Here is a 15,335-nt window from a genome sequence, read left to right as displayed (position 1 = left end):
GTAAATTAAGAATTGGAAAATTTATAAACAACAGGTAGCTTAAAAAAGAGCAAAAAATGTGAACGATGAGCGTATAAAAGTGCGCGGCAAAATGCTTGTTTTGAGGTGAATGGAGTATATGAATCAAAGTTATATTTGAATTATTTTATGACATCTATTAGTTCGATTGTAAAAGAAAACGGGTTGGTTATCGCTACAGACAAAATACAGGAGGTGGAGAGCGTTACTATTAATATCTTAGTAAAGAATGGTAGCAGGAACGAGACCGAAGGAAATAATGGAATCTCACATTTTCTAGAACACATGGCTTTTAAAGGTACAAATACCAGAAGCGCAACCAACATAGCCGAAGAATTTGACATGATAGGCGGACAGTTTAACGCATACACTTCCAAAACAGCCACCGTTTACTATGCCAAAGTTTTGAAGAATGACCTATCTAAAGCAATCGACATACTTACCGATATTTTCCTTAATTCCACTTTTGACGCGGAGGAATTAGAGAGAGAAAGAGAGGTTATATTGCAGGAGCTATACATGACACGTGATACTCCCGACGATATTGTCTTTGATTATTTTCAGGAAGCAGCTTTTGGTAATCAGCCTTTGGGACGCTCTATCTTAGGAACAGAAGAGTTTATCAAAAATTTAACAAGAGAGGAACTGGTTAATTACTTTAAAAATCAGTATTCCACAAAAAACACAATTGTTTCCGCTGCTGGTAATTTTGATGTCGCCGCTTTTCATGGTTTAATTGAGCAAAAATTTCAGGACTTCAACTCAAACGAAACAAATCAGTACAAACTTGGCAAATATATTGGTGGAGAACTTCATGTTAAAAAACCTCTTGAGCAGGCTCAATTTCTATTGGGGTTTGAAGGAGTATCTTACCTTGATGATAATTTTTACGATTCTCAGATACTTTCTGTGATTTTAGGTGGAGGCATGTCCTCTCGCTTGTTTCAAGAAATTCGTGAAAAAAAGGGGCTAGTGTATAACATATCTTCTTTCTCAAGCAGCTATAGTGATTGCGGAGTTTTTGGAGTTTATGCAGCTTTAGACTCTAAAAACATCAACCTTATGATTGATTTGTTAACAGAACAGCTTCATTATCTGACCAAAAACATCAACGATAAAGAAATTGATAGAGCTAAGGCGCAGATGATATCCGGCATATTAATGTCTATGGAGTGCACTTCTGCAAGGGCTAAAAAAATTAGCAATAGCTTTGCAATGTTTGGCAGGTATATAAGCAACGATGAAATATTAAACGAAATAAATAAAGTTTCCGTTCAATCTTTAACAAATATGGCAAAAAAAATATTGTCAAAAAACAATATAACTCTAACAACACTCGGAAACATTGAAAATATTTACGATTATAATAAGATCGTAGATAAACTAAAATTTTAGATGAGTTTTATAGGCACCGTCAAGTTAATGGAGGTAAGGGCGTGACAGAGCATCTTTTTGAAAATTATGCAGCAGCTATGGATTGAGCGGCGTGATCCCAAATAGATTTAGCTTCGAAAAACATTTCTTTTTGCTTGCTAGAACTGTTAATATACCTGCCCACATCTACTGAAAATATGTTCCTTATTTTTCCCATCAAAGAAAGAGTTTGCTGTACCCCAGAAGGAGATTTGAATTTTATTAGGCATTTCTCTTTCCTGCGTGTTGGTTGGTGTGCATTTTCAACCCTATTATTTAATCCTTTATGGCGCCTATGCTCTGTTTTAGGGCACATTTCTTTTATAGGTTTGGTATAGCTTTTTAATTTATCTGTCACGATTACTCTGGGTACTGGATTTGATTGTAATAATCTTGATAAAAACCTTATCGCAGACTTTTTATTACGTCTGGTCTGTAGGAAGACATCTATCTCATATCCATCTTCATCTACAGCTCTCCACAAAATAAAATATTTACCGTTAATTTTAATGCTCATCTCATCCAAATGCCATTTATCCTTTACTTTCCTCTGCTTCTTCTTGATTATATCTAAAAACCTTTTTCCAAATTTAATACACCATGCTCTTATCGTTTCATGGCTTACTTCTATACCCCTTTATAACAACTCTTCTGCTACGTCTCTATAACTCAAATTAAATCTGTGGTACAACCAAACTGCATGTCCTATTATCACCATTGGATATCTGTATCTGCTCGCTCTTTCTTCCATTGTTTTTCTATTATTTTTTATTTTGCTCCAATTTACTATTTTTTCCCTCTTCTCTCAATACCTTTTGCACCTCAACTTTTTTAACTTGACGGTGCCCTTTAGACTTATCACTACTTCGCTACCACACTTTGCCCTTTAAAGTAGTGCTAAAATTAAAGCTATTGCTTATAGTTACTGTCCTTGTTCGCAACTCCTAATTTCTTGTCTTTACAGATGGGCTTTTTTTATGTATATACTCTGTATTAATTTAATAAAATGAATTTTATGACAGTCAAAATCAGACTAGCAAGAGCTGGAGCTAAAAAGAAACCGTATTATAGAGTAGTTGTAGCTAATGCAGACGCGCCAAGAGATGGAAGATTTCTAGAAAAAGTAGGAACATATAACCCTATGCTTGCCAAAGAAGATAATAATAGAATTATCTTGAATCAGGAGAGGATAAAGCACTGGTTATCGGTTGGGGCTCAACCAACAGATAGAGTGGTTAAATTCCTGGAGAAAAAAGAACTTATTCAAGCCAAACCTATTTTAAAAAGTAAAGAGTCTGCTTCAAAAAAATCATCTGATAAAAAAAATTGAACATCATAGGCACGCCTTTAGACCTTGGTGGGAATTATAACATTCCCATCTTCAATCAAGTAAAGCCTTATGGTGTAAAAGGTGAGATAAAAGTGAGGGAGTGTTCTTTTGGTTTGTCCTTTAAAAGAAATAGCTTCGTCCTGTTTGACAACTCTGAGCAAGAATATAAAGCACAAGTTAAGCAAAGTGGTAATAGTGAATTTATAGTTAAAATTGATGGTATCGAAAACAGGGACCAAGCAGCAAAACTCAAAAACTTAACTTTTTGCATAAGAATATCTGAAATAGATTTTAATAACATTGTGTCTTATGGAAATTTTATTAAAAATTTTGCGGTTAACTCATTGGAGAATGATCATATAGGGTGGGCAAGAGTAATGCATAATTTTGGGGCTGGCGACCTGTTGGAGGTGGAGCATTGCAACAAAAGTTCGACTTTTTTCTATCCTTTTCAAGAAAAGTTTGTTGGTGAGATAAATTTTTTTGATAGATACCTCAGGCTTGGAGAAAATTACAAAGATTTCATTTAGATAGATATAGCTAAATTAATGATTGAAAGTATAATCTAAAATGTGGCATGTAAATATACTGACATTATTCCCAGAAATATACCCCGGTCCCCTCAAGTGTTCCATCCCAGGCAAAGCATTGGAAGTTGGATTATGGGATATTAGCACCAAAAACATTAGAGACTTTGCCTCAAACAAACATAAAACTGTGGATTCACCTCCTTATGGAGGTGGAGGAGGGATGGTGTTAAGAGCTGACGTATTGGGTGAAGCAATAGAGAAGTTTTTTTTACCCAACAGCTTCCCAATAGTTTATCTTTCACCTAGAGGCAAGTTGTTTAACCAAAAAATGGCAAAATTTTTTATTCAATCTGCAGAAGGTATAAATATTTTATGTGGACGTTTTGAAGGTGTTGACGAAAGGGTGATAAACGAGTATAAGGTAATGGAGGTAAGCGTAGGAGACTATGTTTTATCTTCTGGTGACATAGCTTCTTTTGCCTTTATAGATTGTTGTTTAAGGTTGTTGCCTGGAGTTTTAGGCAACGAGAATTCGCTAAAAGAAGAAAGCTTTGGAGATGGTTGTTATGAAAGCCTTTTAGAATATCCGCATTACACAAAGCCTGTTGTGTGGAGATCTAATAAAGTTCCAGAAGTGTTGACTTCAGGAAATCATAATAAAATAAAAGAGTGGAGAATAAATAAGGCCGAAGAAAAAACCAGAGATATTAGGCCTGATTTATGGAATAAATACTTAAAAGGAGTAAAAAATGAACCTAGCTGAGCAATATATTGAAAAGCAAATTGCTGTATTGACCAAGGATAAGCATATACCTGACTTTAGACCAGGTGATACAATAATTGTCCACAATAAAATTATAGACGAAGGCAACGAGCGTATTCAGCTTTTTGAGGGAGTTTGTCTTGGACGAAGCAAGAGTAGGTTAGGCTCTACCTTTAAAGTGAAAAAAATTAGTGGAGGAATGTGCTTTGAAAAAACGTTCCCTCTTTATTCACCATTAGTGACAAAAATAGAAGTAATTCGCAGAGGTAAAGTTAAAAGAGCGAAGTTATACTATATGAGGGAACTAGTTGGTAAAGCTGCTAGGATTAAAGAAAAAAGAGACTTAAGCAACAAGCCTAGCAAAGCCTAAACTATAAAAAATTGTCAACGCCCTTTAAAATGCTTTTTTAGCCAATGAAGAAGATTTTGTGGAGGCAAGAGGAGCTTGTACAGGCTTTGGGACAGGAGATTAGCCAGACATTGGCTGATATCACTGGCGCCTCAAAAGATACCAGAAATATTAAGCAAGGTGATATGTTCTTTGCCCTTAAGGGGGAAAACTTTAATGGTAACAGGTTTGCAAATGAAGCTTTGAATAAAGGGGCTAGCTTATGCATAGTGGATGAGGAAGTATTCGACATAAAAGAGAAAGACGCCCATAAAGTTATTTTAGTGGATAATGTGGCGGATGCCATAAACAAGATGGCAATTTATCGCAGAAATTCTTTGACAGGTAAGGTCATCGGCGTTACCGGTAGTCTTGGAAAGACCAGTACAAAAGAAATGTTGAAATTGGCATTATCTGAATGTGGCAAGGTTTATGCCTCTCCACAGAATTTAAACAATCATTACGGACTCCCACTGTCACTCATACAAGCTCCGGTTGATAGTGATTTCTGCATTCTAGAGATGGGAATGAACCACTCTGGAGAAATAAGGAATCTAAGTAGTATCGCTCGACCTGATGTTGCAATAATAGTCAATGTACAACCTGCGCATATGCAGTTTTTTAGCTCAATAAATGAGATTGCATACGCTAAAGCGGAAATATTTGAGCATGTTAAGACTTCTGGAATTGGCATAATAAATGCAAATAACGAGTCATATTACATTTTAAATCAGCAAGCATCTAAGTATGGGTTAAAAACGATAACATTTGGTGAAGAGGGGTTAAAGTCCGATTGTTATATAGAAAGAACTGAGAAATTGCAAAACGGAAATGTGCTGGTAAATATAAAATGCATGGGGGAACATATTCAACAGGAATTTGATAAAGCTGTGGGCAGTCACCTTATATATAACTCTTTAGCAGTACTTGCTTCTCTTATTTTATTGGGTGTGGATTTAAAAAAAGCGCAGAAATCGCTTGCGACATTTGTGCCTTTTACAGGCAGAGGTCAAATTTGGAATTTATCCAATAATATTACGTTGATAGACGAGTCTTATAATTCAAGTCCTGCTGCACTTAAAGCTGCAATCCAAAATGCAGTTTTACGCAAAGGCGAAAATAATCGTGTTATTGCAATCCTTGGCGACATGAAGGAACTGGGTGAAAAATCCATAGAATTTCATAGAAATATTAATCTTGACGGAGTTGACTTAATCTTCTGTGCAGGAGATTTGATGAAACATTTGTATGATAACGCGAAAAACAAACAGGGATTCGCATCAAATGCGGAGGGCATTGCTTCCATTGTTTGCAACCATATACAAGATCGTGATATAATACTAGTCAAAGGTTCTCATAGTACTAATATGATGTTAATAGTGGACAAAATAAAACAAATGTTTTCACAGGGCTAGGCATGAAAGTTGAAAAAAGCATTATTTCAATTACCCAGTCTGCTGCTTCGCACATCAAACACTTGATTGAAAAAGATAAAAATGGTGCAATAGGAATAAGGGTGAGTATTGAAACTGGCGGATGCTCTGGCAGTAAATATAAGTTTGAATATGTTTACGAAAAAGCGGCGTTAGATGAAGAAATATCAGACAAGGGGGTGAGAGTTTTTGTCTCACCCGCTACTGTGTTGAAAATTTTTGGAACCACACTTGACTATGTGGATGAACAGGTGAAATCTGGCTTTATTTTCATTAACCCCAATGAGAAGGGTAAATGCGGATGTGGGGAATCTGTATATTTATAATATCAATTATAAAACTTAAATTTACAATCAAGGATTGCGCAAGTAAATCTAATAATGTAGTCTAAGTATATATATCCAAAGTAGTTTAAGAATTTATAAGGAATTTAGCGTGAGCATGAGGAGCGTATAAATAAGTACGTAACGAAATGAAAAAGCACGGAAAGGCACCGTCAAGTTAAAAAAGTTGAGGTGCAAAAGGTGTTGAGAGAAGAGGGAAAAAATAGTAAATTGGAGCAAAATAAAAAATAATAGAAAAACAATGGAAGAAAGAGCGAGCAGATACAGATATCCAATGGTGATAATAGGACATGCAGTTTGGTTGTACCACAGATTTAATTTGAGTTATAGAGACGTAGCAGAAGAGTTGTTATAAAGGGGTATAGAAGTAAGCCATGAAACGATAAGAGCATGGTGTATTAAATTTGGAAAAAGGTTTTTAGATATAATCAAGAAGAAGCAGAGGAAAGTAAAGGATAAATGGCATTTGGATGAGATGAGCATTAAAATTAACGGTAAATATTTTATTTTGTGGAGAGCTGTAGATGAAGATGGATATGAGATAGATGTCTTCCTACAGACCAGACGTAATAAAAAGTCTGCGATAAGGTTTTTATCAAGATTATTACAATCAAATCCAGTACCCAGAGTAATCGTGACAGATAAATTAAAAAGCTATACCAAACCTATAAAAGAAATGTGCCCTAAAACAGAGCATAGGCGCCATAAAGGATTAAATAATAGGGTTGAAAATGCACACCAACCAACACGCAGGAAAGAGAAATGCCTAATAAAATTCAAATCTCCTTCTGGGGTACAGCAAACTCTTTCTTTGATGGGAAAAATAAGGAACATATTTTCAGTAGATGTGGGCAGGTATATTAACAGTTCTAGCAAGCAAAAAGAAATGTTTTTCGAAGCTAAATCTATTTGGGATCACGCCGCTCAATCCATAGCTGCTGCATAATTTTCAAAAAGATGCTCTGTCACGCCCTTACCTCCATTAACTTGACGGTGCCCATTGGATATCTGTATCTGCTCGCTCTTTCTTCCATTGTTTTTCTATTATTTTTTATTTTGCTCCAATTTACTATTTTTTCCCTCTTCTCTCAACACCTTTTGCACCTCAACTTTTTTAACTTGACGGTGCCCAGAAGATTCATTAACGCAGTATTTTGGATATTAAGAACAGGTTCTCCCTGGAGAGATTTGCCTTCAGAATATGGAGGATGGAAAAATACACATAAAAGATTTTGCAGATGGAGAGACAAAAGGATATGGGAGGCTTTATTGGAGATATTTGTGAAAGAACCTGATATGGAATGATTAATGATAGACGCAAGTCATAGTAAAGTGCATCCACATGCTTCAGGTGCAAAAGGCGGCAATCAAGATATGAGTCGTACAAAAGGGGGCTCAATACAAAGATTCACCTTGCCTTGGATTCACATGGTATGCCACTCAAAGTTATTATCACAAAAGGCTCAGAAGCTGATTGCAAGCAGGCTGTTAATCTTATTGAAGAGATGAAAGCTGAGTACTTACTAGCCGACAGAGGGTACGATGCTAATTACATAATTGACCATGCCCAAGAATTGGGCATGAGCGTTGTTATTCCTCCTAAAAAGAACAGAATCACCCAGAGAAAATACGATAAAGATTTATACAAAATAAGGCATATTGTAGAAAACACCTTTCTTCATCTTAAAAGATGGAGGGGAATTGCAACCAGATATGCTAAAAATTCAGCTTCTTTTCTTGCCGCAATTCAGATTAGATGTTTATCTCTTTGGCTTAAAATCTCATGACGACATTATCTAAGGTAATGATAAATTATATTGGAGCATTTTGTCCAGTTAAATGAGTAGAATAGTTAACAGTTTATTGATTTTATGTAATTTACTTGCTATACCTTTGACAGTACAACGCGATAGGAGTGTAGCTCAACTGGTAGAGCGCTGGTCTCCAAAACCAGAGGTTGGGGGTTCGAAACCTCTCACTCCTGCCAAATGCCCATAGCTTTAGTCAGAATGAAAACAAACTTCGGATTTCAAAAAGTCAAGGAAGAGGAAAAAGAACCAAAGGTGCAAGAAGTCTTTAGCAATGTTGCTGAAAGATATGATATTATGAATGACTTGATGAGCTTTGGCCTGCATAGAATCTGGAAAGATTCATTTATTAAAGAAGTGGGTAGTTTTGATGGGAAAGAACTTATTGATTTAGCAGGTGGAACTGGTGACATAGCTAGAAGATTCATAGACATGGGTGGAAAAAACGTAACTGTATGTGATTTGAACCAGAATATGTTAAAGAATGGCAAATTCAACATAGGCAATAAATTTAATAAAAGATATACGCGTGACATAAAGTGGGTTCATGCAAACGCTGAAGAACTACCCTTTGCAGATGAAAGTTTCGATTATTGCACCATCTCTTTTGGAATAAGAAATGTGACTCACGTTAATAATGTTCTGGAAGAGTCGTTTAGAGTTTTAAAGCCGGGTGGTAAATTTTTGTGTTTGGAATTTTCAAAAGTAGAGAACAGCTTTGTGTCGCGTATTTATGATGCTTATTCATTTAAGTTTATACCTAAAATAGGTAAATTAGTAACCCATTCAGAAAGTTCGTATCGTTACTTGGTTGAAAGTATTAGACAATTTTACCATCCAGAAGAACTTGCTAAAATGATGCGAGATGTCGGTTATTATTCAGTGAATTTCAGAAGATTGTCTTTTGGTGTTGTTGCTATACATACTGGTTATAAAGTATAGCCAGTTTAATTGTTTATTCCCAATTTTTGCAGTTATCGGAGTATATATACGCACCTCATGCTCTTGGCTCCTCTACTGTCTCGTAAACCTCAAATATGTCATTGACTTTAATGTCATTAAATTTTTCAAACGACATACCACATTCAAAACCTGCTTTAACTTCTTTTGCGTCATCTTTAAATCTTTTTAGAGCGGACAACTTACCATCATATACAACAATGTTATCCCTTAACAATCTGGCAAAGGCTTTTCTTTTGATGGTCCCTTCTGTCACCATACAACCAGCGACTTTACCAAATTTGGTAATGTTGAATACTTGTCTGATCTCAGCATACCCTATGATTTTTTCCTTATGTACAGGGGATATTAGTCCATTAATCAACCCTTCCACTTCATCAATTAGGTCGTATATCACGGAATAATACCTGATTTCTATACCAAGATCATTGGCTGCTTTTTTTGTTTTGCTGTCAGCTCTAACGTTAAACCCTAAAACAACTGAATTAGTAACCTTCGCAAGAGACATGTCCGATTCTATTATACTACCAACAGACGAATGAACGATCTTGATTTCAACTTCTTCATTTGAAAGCTTTTGTAAGCTGTTTTTGATTGCTTCTAATGACCCATGAACATCTGCTTTTAATGTGATGTTTAAAGTCTTAAGATTGGTATTTGCTTGATTTTTTAACAAAGTTTCAAACGATAGTTTGTTTTCGTTCTTACTAATGTTTTTGCCCTCTTTATATTCCTCAAACTCAACGATTTTTTTTGCTATTTTTTCATTCTCCACAACTACAAACTTTTCTCCAGCGTCAGGTGCTTGGTCTAACCCCAGAACTTCAACAGGAGTGGAAGGTATTGACTCTGGAACTCTTTGCCCTTTATCATCTATCAACGCTCTTATTTTGCAATATTTGTCTTTTATTACTACTATGTCTCCAATTTTTAGTGTCCCCTTTTGCACTAGCAACGTAGCCAAAGCACCTTTGGTTTTGTCAACCTTCGACTCTATAACCACACCCTCTGCTCTTCGGTTATAATTTGCTTTTAGTTCCAGCATCTCAGCTTGAATCAATATGGATTCTTCCAACACATCAAGCCCCTTTTTCTCTTTTGCAGAAACGAGTACCACCATGGTGTCTCCCCCCATATCTTCCGGTACCAACTCGTAATTAAATAAGGAAGTTTTCACTTTTTCTATATTAGCCCCTGGTTTGTCTATTTTGTTGATAGCTACAATTATAGGGACTTGAGCTGCTTTTGCGTGATTTATCGCTTCTATCGTTTGTTCTTTTATTCCATCATCAGCAGCAACGACTATGATGACTATATCCGTAACTTTGGCCCCACGCATTCTCATAGCGGTGAACGCTTCGTGTCCAGGGGTATCTAAAAAAGTGATGGATTGCCCTTGCCCTAGGGAAACTTTATATGCTCCAATATGTTGTGTGATGCCGCCATGCTCTCCAGCTGCAACGTCAGTTGAGCGCAAAGCGTCAAGCAGCGATGTTTTTCCATGATCCACATGCCCCATTATTGTAACAACTGGAGCCCTTGGCTCTAATGAAGATTCTGAGTCTTCTTCCTGATGAAAAAGAATTTTTTCCATCTCTACATCTGTCGCTCTAATCGGCTTATGCCCAAGCTCTTGCACAACCAGTTCAGCAGTATCCGCATCTATACTTTGGTTGATGGTAGCGACGACGCCAAGTTTCATCAAGGTTTTAATTACAAGCCCCACCTTTTCTGTCATCCTATTTGCAAGTTCCTGAACAGAAATTTCTTCTGGTATCTTTACTTCTCTAAAAACTTTTTCCTGTTTTGTTGATCCACTATCTTTGTGTTTATTCCTTGGATTTCTTCTAATTGTTGTAACCCTTGTTTCTACTGCATCCTCATTTTGCTCCAGCCTAAAGACCTGACTTAGGGAAAACTTTTTTAAGTCCTTTGCATCCACACCTTTTTTCTTCTTAACTCCTCTTTTCTCTTCTTCTGTGTCATCAATAACAATATTTGCTTTCTCCCCCTTTCTTTTAAACTCAGTTGTTTTTTTGGCGTCTGCCCCTTTTTCTTCAGATTTCTCTACGCTTGCCGTGGACCCAACAGATTTTTTTCTGTCGATATAGTTAAGATCAACCAACTTATTGCTACTAATGTCAACATTGGACCGGAAGCTTTCTATATTTTTAACATCCAATCCAGAATTACCTTCATCAGGAGTTTTAACCTCTTGTTTCGCAAGTTCAACAATATTTTCTTCTGAAGAGGTTTCCTTGATATCAGCTGATTCTACAGCTTCTGTTTTCGTTTCTTCTGGCTCGTTTTTCTTATCACCTGATGACAATGCCCATGTTTTTTCTGCTTGTCTTAGGGCATTTAATCTATTTTCTTTTTCTTGAGAGGTCAACTTATCATCTTCCATGCCATAAGGGACACCATCTTTCGCTGATTTACTTTTGGTTACAACCACAACGGTACCAGCTCCTTTCCCTCTTTGTTGTTTTGTTATAGCAAATTCTCCTGGAGCCAATTTGGCTGCGGGCAATTTAAGGCCCAGTGGCTTGCCGCTTAACCCGAGCGTTTTCTTTTGCTGTTGCTTGGAGCTTGTTTTGTCTTCGGTCATTAAAATATCAGTAGTTAAAAGCAAAATTATCGTCGGATTGTATACCCTAAATCATGCAAAAGCAACCCAATATACTACGCTAATTTCAAAAATTGGAGTTATTATATACCTCTAGTAAATCAAGGGGTGGTAAATTTACAGACGACAGAGAACTTGGAAAAGAGCTAGGAATACGAGTGATGAGCATGAGGAGCGTACAAAAGTACGTGATGAAATGCGAAATCCGAAGTATGACGACGCCAATTTTGCAAGTTATCGGAGTATACTCTCAACGTCCGTTTTGATTAGCTAAACCACTAGGCATTGTTCTCTGTTTAAGTTTGTTTTTTAAATCAGAGAATCTGACTTTGCCTATTTTATGCCTGCTATGATTTTCTATATTTTTCAAATCCACATCGATATTTATCGCAATTTTAGAGTCGTCCTGCGTATTGGCAATCTCCTTTAGAATTTTTAGGTAAGAATCTTTTGCCATCCCAACCTGTGACATGAGTTCCTTATTGTCTTTCAAAAAAAAATAAGACAGATGGATCTTTAGAATGCAATATAGATACCTTTTTTATATAATCCAGCAATTGAGTGTAATTTGTAAGAACCACTTGATGATTCGCATTGTTTGCGCTCACTCTTACGCCATCTACTGTCCACCCAAACATGTTGTTTCCATATTTTATTGCAAAGTTCAAAGTTTGAGCATTAAAAAATCTGGATATTTCTGATCTGTTGTCGTATTTATCAACATTGTACGCAAAGTGCATCGTTAAATATAGTTTGTGTTGTCCCAGTTGCTTAAAATCCTCTTCAAAGATTCTTTTTTCCTCATTTGATAAAACAGCAGAATACTTCAATGCTTCTGCCAGGTTAAATATGACTTTGGCATCTAATTCAACTTTAAACGTACGGTCTGTCGTGTTCAAAATATTCAACTGGTTTTCAGATTTCAGAATCTCGACTTTAGCAATCTCAAAATACCCACCGTCTTCATTTTTTACATATATTTTCGCGACATTAAAAGGAGTGATGACCTTAAAAGATGTGCTAAGCAACTTGGAGGCATCAAAACACTTAAGACTGTGGTAGTTTATATCCTCAATAATATCGTAATGAATTAACAGTTGTGGAGAATGTTGGTATTCAACTTCAATTCCAGAAGTTTCGTTTGTGTAACGTTTTTTTACAGGAGATTTAATTTTTAGAGTCTTAGATAATGTCGTCATGAGATTTTAAGCCAAAGAGATAAACATCTAATCTGAATTGCGGCAAGGAAAGAAGCTGAATTTTTAGCATATCTGGTTGCAATTCCCCTCCATCTTTTAAGATGAAGAAAGGTGTTTTCTACAATATGCCTTATTTTATATAAATCTTTATTGTATTTTCTCTGGGTGATTCTGTTCTTTTTAGGAGGAATAACAACTCTCATGCCCAATTCTTGGGCATGGTCAATTATGTAATTAACATCGTACCCTCTGTCGGCTAGTAAGTACTCAGCTTTCATCTCTTCAATAAGATTAACAGCCTGCTTGCAATCAGCTTCTGAGCCTTTTGTGATAATAACTTTGAGTGGCATACCATGTGAATCCAAGGCAAGGTGAATCTTTGTATTGAGCCCCCTTTTGTACGACTCATATCTTGATTGCCGCCTTTTGCACCTGAAGCATGTGGATGCACTTTACTATGACTTGCGTCTATCATTAACCATTCCATATCAGGTTCTTTCACAAATATCTCCAATAAAGCCTCCCATATCCTTTTGTCTCTCCATCTGCAAAATCTTTTATGTGTATTTTTCCATCCTCCATATTCTGAAGGCAAATCTCTCCAGGGAGAACCTGTTCTTAATATCCAAAATACTGCGTTAATGAATCTTCTGTTATTATGTGCCAAACCTCCCCACGTACCTTCCCTTCCTGGTAAATGATCCTTTATCAAATCCCACATATTATCTGTTATATCATGCCTATGTAGCCCTAAATCCATTTTTACTCCTGATTTATCTTTTCTTTCATATTATACCACAAATCTCATGACGACACTATCTAAAATACTTCATTAATTTTGGGTCTACTTTAAACATTATTACCAGCAACTATTTCTTTCAGAATATCAAAAATTCTTATGTGTTTCAACAGATGCGACAGAACCCCAAATAGAAATTAGGCATAACAAATATCTAAACAATAGGATAGAAGGCGATCACAGATTTGTAAAGAAACGAACTAGACCGATGCTTGGTTTCAAATCCTTTAGAAGTGCCGCCAGGACTATTGCAGGAATAGAGCTCTTGCACATGATTAAAAAAGGACAACTTGCTGACAATGACAATTATAATTCTGACTTTGATAAATTTTTGGGAGTGTTACCATAAGATAGATAAGATGCTAAAATGAATATAGCGAGCAACAAAGAAAATAGAAATATGAATACAGAGTGTAAAAAATGCAGTAGCAGTAAATACGTTAAGAATGGTAATATTAGGGGTATGCAAAGGTATAAATGCAAAGAGTGTGGATGTAATTTTACAAACACTAAATTAAGAGGCTGTTCGCCAGAGATGAAGGCTCTGGCAGTGTTATTGTACAGCATGGGGAAAAGTAGCTTTAGATGGCTAGGGAAATTATTTAAAGTAGCTCATACTAGCGTATATAAGTGGATAATACTGTATGCTAAAAAGATACCAAGACCAACAGTGCCGGAAGAATTGAGAGAAGTTGAAATAGATGAGATGTGGCATTTTGTAGATTCAAAAAAACAAATTATGGATATGGAAAGCCTATAGTAGGGAGCTCAAGAGAGTTGTTGCCTGGGTGGTTGGTAAGCGTAACGTTACAACCTTTAGAAAATTGTGGAAAATCATAAGTAGAGATAATTGCACTTATTACACAGACGATTGGTCTGTTTATTCAGAGGTTATACCTCGCCATCAACATGTTGTTGGCAAACAACATACACTCTCAATTGAGTCCAATAACTCAAACACAAGGCACAGAATTGCAAGAATGACCAGAAAAACAAAGGTAGTTTCAAAATCTGAAGAAGTTGTCGATCTTACGATTAAGCTCTGGCTACATTTTGAGGGAGTGTTGCAAGATGGAATAAAGAAAGGTATAGTGGAGTGGATTACAGAATAAAGAAGAGAAAAATGTCATCAGCGCATCAAATAATAATGGTATGTTTGGATCAATTGGTTGGTAGTGAGCATCAATATCGCAAATTTAAGGAGCTGTTTAATTTTGGGGCAGTAGAGCAAGAGCTGAAGGGAATTGAATCTCCTGCTAATTATAAGGGATATGGTGTTTTACGTTTATTTAAATGCTTGTTGTTACAGTTTATGGAAGATTTGTCAGATCGTGAACTAGAAAGATATTTGAGTGACAGTGTTGCAGCCAAGTGGTTTTGTGATTTTGATTTAACCGAAGCCACACCTGATTATAGCGTTTTTAGTAGAATCCGCTCAAAGATAGGAACAAATTTGTTATCAAAAATCTTTGCCATTTTTAGAGATCAACTAAAATCTCAAGGATATATGAGCGAGGTATTTACTTTTGTTGATGCAAGTCACTTGATCTCCAAAGCTAATTTATGGGAAGAGCGGGATGAAGCCAGAAAACAAAAATATGAAAAACTTAACAACGAAGTCTTGCCTAAAGTCGCACATGATAAACAAGCCAAAATAGGGTGCAAGGGTGGTAGTAAATTTTGGTATGGCTATAAGAAAAACATGTAAGCGTAGATATTCAATC

17 protein-coding genes, 1 tRNA gene and 2 pseudogenes are annotated in these 15,335 nt (G+C 36.2%); 15 read left to right on the top strand and 5 right to left on the bottom strand.

Features of this window, described 5'->3' with window-relative positions:
• Nucleotides 1–147 precede the first annotated feature (147 nt).
• On the top strand, nt 148–1,413 hold the full coding sequence (locus tag Bandiella_RS04275) for a M16 family metallopeptidase (RefSeq protein ID WP_323732525.1): 1,266 nt from the start codon (nt 148–150) through the stop codon (nt 1,411–1,413).
• Nucleotides 1,414–1,477: 64 nt separating this feature from the next.
• On the opposite strand, the gene Bandiella_RS04270 is transcribed toward Bandiella_RS04275, so the two are convergent.
• Entirely contained in the window at nt 1,478–2,062 is a 585-nt protein-coding gene (locus tag Bandiella_RS04270; RefSeq protein WP_323733405.1) for an IS6 family transposase, read from the bottom strand.
• A 384-nt stretch (nt 2,063–2,446) separates the two neighbouring features.
• Between Bandiella_RS04270 and rpsP the strand changes: the two genes are divergently transcribed.
• The 10 genes and pseudogenes from rpsP (at nt 2,447) to ubiE (ending at nt 8,969) form a co-directional block, all read left to right on the top strand.
• On the top strand, nt 2,447–2,761 hold the full coding sequence (gene rpsP / locus Bandiella_RS04265) for a 30S ribosomal protein S16 (RefSeq protein WP_323732524.1): 315 nt from the start codon (nt 2,447–2,449) through the stop codon (nt 2,759–2,761).
• On the top strand, nt 2,758–3,291 hold the full coding sequence (locus tag Bandiella_RS04260; protein ID WP_323732523.1) for a ribosome maturation factor RimM: 534 nt from the start codon (nt 2,758–2,760) through the stop codon (nt 3,289–3,291). Before rpsP ends, Bandiella_RS04260 begins: the two co-directional genes overlap by 4 nt.
• A 40-nt stretch (nt 3,292–3,331) precedes the next feature.
• The gene (trmD, locus tag Bandiella_RS04255) at nt 3,332–4,054 is read left to right on the top strand and encodes a tRNA (guanosine(37)-N1)-methyltransferase TrmD (RefSeq protein WP_323732522.1); all 723 of its coding nucleotides are present in this window, start codon (nt 3,332–3,334) and stop codon (nt 4,052–4,054) included.
• On the top strand, nt 4,041–4,424 hold the full coding sequence (gene rplS, locus Bandiella_RS04250) for a 50S ribosomal protein L19 (protein ID WP_323732521.1): 384 nt from the start codon (nt 4,041–4,043) through the stop codon (nt 4,422–4,424). Before trmD ends, rplS begins: the two co-directional genes overlap by 14 nt.
• Before the next feature lie 44 nt (nt 4,425–4,468).
• Nucleotides 4,469–5,857, top strand: coding sequence for a UDP-N-acetylmuramoyl-tripeptide--D-alanyl-D-alanine ligase (locus Bandiella_RS04245; RefSeq protein ID WP_323732520.1), 1,389 nt, complete (start codon nt 4,469–4,471; stop codon nt 5,855–5,857).
• A gap of 2 nt (nt 5,858–5,859) precedes the next feature.
• Nucleotides 5,860–6,201 (top strand): HesB/IscA family protein, encoded by a 342-nt coding sequence (locus Bandiella_RS04240; protein WP_323732519.1) that lies wholly within the window; start codon nt 5,860–5,862, stop codon nt 6,199–6,201.
• Between the two features lie 379 nt (nt 6,202–6,580).
• Nucleotides 6,581–7,165 (top strand): IS6 family transposase, encoded by a 585-nt coding sequence (locus Bandiella_RS04235; protein ID WP_323733405.1) that lies wholly within the window; start codon nt 6,581–6,583, stop codon nt 7,163–7,165.
• 185 nt (nt 7,166–7,350) lie between these two features.
• Nucleotides 7,351–8,006, top strand: a pseudogene (locus Bandiella_RS04230) (IS5 family transposase); the annotation flags it as partial.
• A gap of 124 nt (nt 8,007–8,130) precedes the next feature.
• Nucleotides 8,131–8,206: transfer RNA gene (locus Bandiella_RS04225), tRNA-Trp, on the top strand.
• Between the two features lie 22 nt (nt 8,207–8,228).
• Nucleotides 8,229–8,969 (top strand): bifunctional demethylmenaquinone methyltransferase/2-methoxy-6-polyprenyl-1,4-benzoquinol methylase UbiE, encoded by a 741-nt coding sequence (ubiE, locus tag Bandiella_RS04220; RefSeq protein WP_323732518.1) that lies wholly within the window; start codon nt 8,229–8,231, stop codon nt 8,967–8,969.
• 55 nt (nt 8,970–9,024) lie between these two features.
• Here ubiE and infB read toward each other — a convergent pair whose 3' ends face one another.
• The 4 genes from infB to Bandiella_RS04200 form a co-directional block, all read right to left on the bottom strand.
• Nucleotides 9,025–11,595: a translation initiation factor IF-2 gene (gene infB, locus Bandiella_RS04215; RefSeq protein ID WP_323732517.1), complete on the bottom strand. Its 2,571-nt coding sequence runs from the start codon at nt 11,593–11,595 to the stop codon at nt 9,025–9,027.
• Nucleotides 11,596–11,863: 268 nt separating this feature from the next.
• Entirely contained in the window at nt 11,864–12,085 is a 222-nt protein-coding gene (locus tag Bandiella_RS04210) for a hypothetical protein (RefSeq protein ID WP_323732516.1), read from the bottom strand.
• Between the two features lie 7 nt (nt 12,086–12,092).
• Nucleotides 12,093–12,812 (bottom strand): hypothetical protein, encoded by a 720-nt coding sequence (locus Bandiella_RS04205; protein ID WP_323732515.1) that lies wholly within the window; start codon nt 12,810–12,812, stop codon nt 12,093–12,095.
• Nucleotides 12,809–13,572 (bottom strand): IS5 family transposase gene (locus Bandiella_RS04200; RefSeq protein WP_323732404.1). Its coding sequence is split into 2 segments (ribosomal slippage): nt 12,809–13,200 and nt 13,200–13,572, totalling 765 coding nucleotides; the frame shifts between segments, so codons are not numbered across the junction. Before Bandiella_RS04200 ends, Bandiella_RS04205 begins: the two co-directional genes overlap by 4 nt.
• A gap of 169 nt (nt 13,573–13,741) precedes the next feature.
• Here Bandiella_RS04200 and Bandiella_RS04195 point away from each other — a divergent pair.
• From Bandiella_RS04195 to Bandiella_RS04180, 4 genes and pseudogenes are all read left to right on the top strand, one after another.
• Nucleotides 13,742–13,960 (top strand): annotated as a pseudogene (locus Bandiella_RS04195) (DDE-type integrase/transposase/recombinase); the annotation flags it as partial.
• A gap of 18 nt (nt 13,961–13,978) precedes the next feature.
• A complete protein-coding gene (locus Bandiella_RS04190; protein WP_323732428.1) occupies nt 13,979–14,371 on the top strand; it encodes a transposase-like zinc-binding domain-containing protein in 393 nt (130 codons plus the stop codon).
• Nucleotides 14,334–14,723 carry an IS1 family transposase gene (locus Bandiella_RS04185; RefSeq protein WP_323733404.1) on the top strand — a complete coding sequence of 130 codons (390 nt, stop codon included), beginning with the start codon at nt 14,334–14,336 and terminating at the stop codon, nt 14,721–14,723. Before Bandiella_RS04190 ends, Bandiella_RS04185 begins: the two co-directional genes overlap by 38 nt.
• Nucleotides 14,708–15,319 (top strand): transposase, encoded by a 612-nt coding sequence (locus Bandiella_RS04180; protein ID WP_323732477.1) that lies wholly within the window; start codon nt 14,708–14,710, stop codon nt 15,317–15,319. Before Bandiella_RS04185 ends, Bandiella_RS04180 begins: the two co-directional genes overlap by 16 nt.
• Nucleotides 15,320–15,335: the final 16 nt, after the last annotated feature.

It is taken from the genome of Candidatus Bandiella woodruffii (assembly GCF_034359465.1).
Lineage (GTDB): Bacteria > Pseudomonadota > Alphaproteobacteria > Rickettsiales > Midichloriaceae > NDG2.
Note: the sequence above shows the minus strand (reverse complement) of the source record. Positions and strands in the feature narration are given on the sequence as shown.

Bases quoted from the DNA above. Each gene is read 5' to 3' on its own strand.
- trmD (WP_323732522.1), top strand. From the start codon at position 3,332: ATGTGGCATGTAAATATACTGACATTATTCCCAGAAATATACCCCGGT.
- Bandiella_RS04205 (WP_323732515.1), bottom strand. From the start codon at position 12,812: ATGACGACATTATCTAAGACTCTAAAAATTAAATCTCCTGTAAAAAAA.
- Bandiella_RS04210 (WP_323732516.1), bottom strand. From the start codon at position 12,085: ATGTCACAGGTTGGGATGGCAAAAGATTCTTACCTAAAAATTCTAAAG.
- infB (WP_323732517.1), bottom strand. From the start codon at position 11,595: ATGACCGAAGACAAAACAAGCTCCAAGCAACAGCAAAAGAAAACGCTC.
- Bandiella_RS04275 (WP_323732525.1), top strand. From the start codon at position 148: ATGACATCTATTAGTTCGATTGTAAAAGAAAACGGGTTGGTTATCGCT.
- Bandiella_RS04245 (WP_323732520.1), top strand. From the start codon at position 4,469: ATGAAGAAGATTTTGTGGAGGCAAGAGGAGCTTGTACAGGCTTTGGGA.
- Bandiella_RS04190 (WP_323732428.1), top strand. From the start codon at position 13,979: ATGAATATAGCGAGCAACAAAGAAAATAGAAATATGAATACAGAGTGT.
- Bandiella_RS04240 (WP_323732519.1), top strand. From the start codon at position 5,860: ATGAAAGTTGAAAAAAGCATTATTTCAATTACCCAGTCTGCTGCTTCG.
- rplS (WP_323732521.1), top strand. From the start codon at position 4,041: ATGAACCTAGCTGAGCAATATATTGAAAAGCAAATTGCTGTATTGACC.
- rpsP (WP_323732524.1), top strand. From the start codon at position 2,447: ATGACAGTCAAAATCAGACTAGCAAGAGCTGGAGCTAAAAAGAAACCG.
- ubiE (WP_323732518.1), top strand. From the start codon at position 8,229: ATGAAAACAAACTTCGGATTTCAAAAAGTCAAGGAAGAGGAAAAAGAA.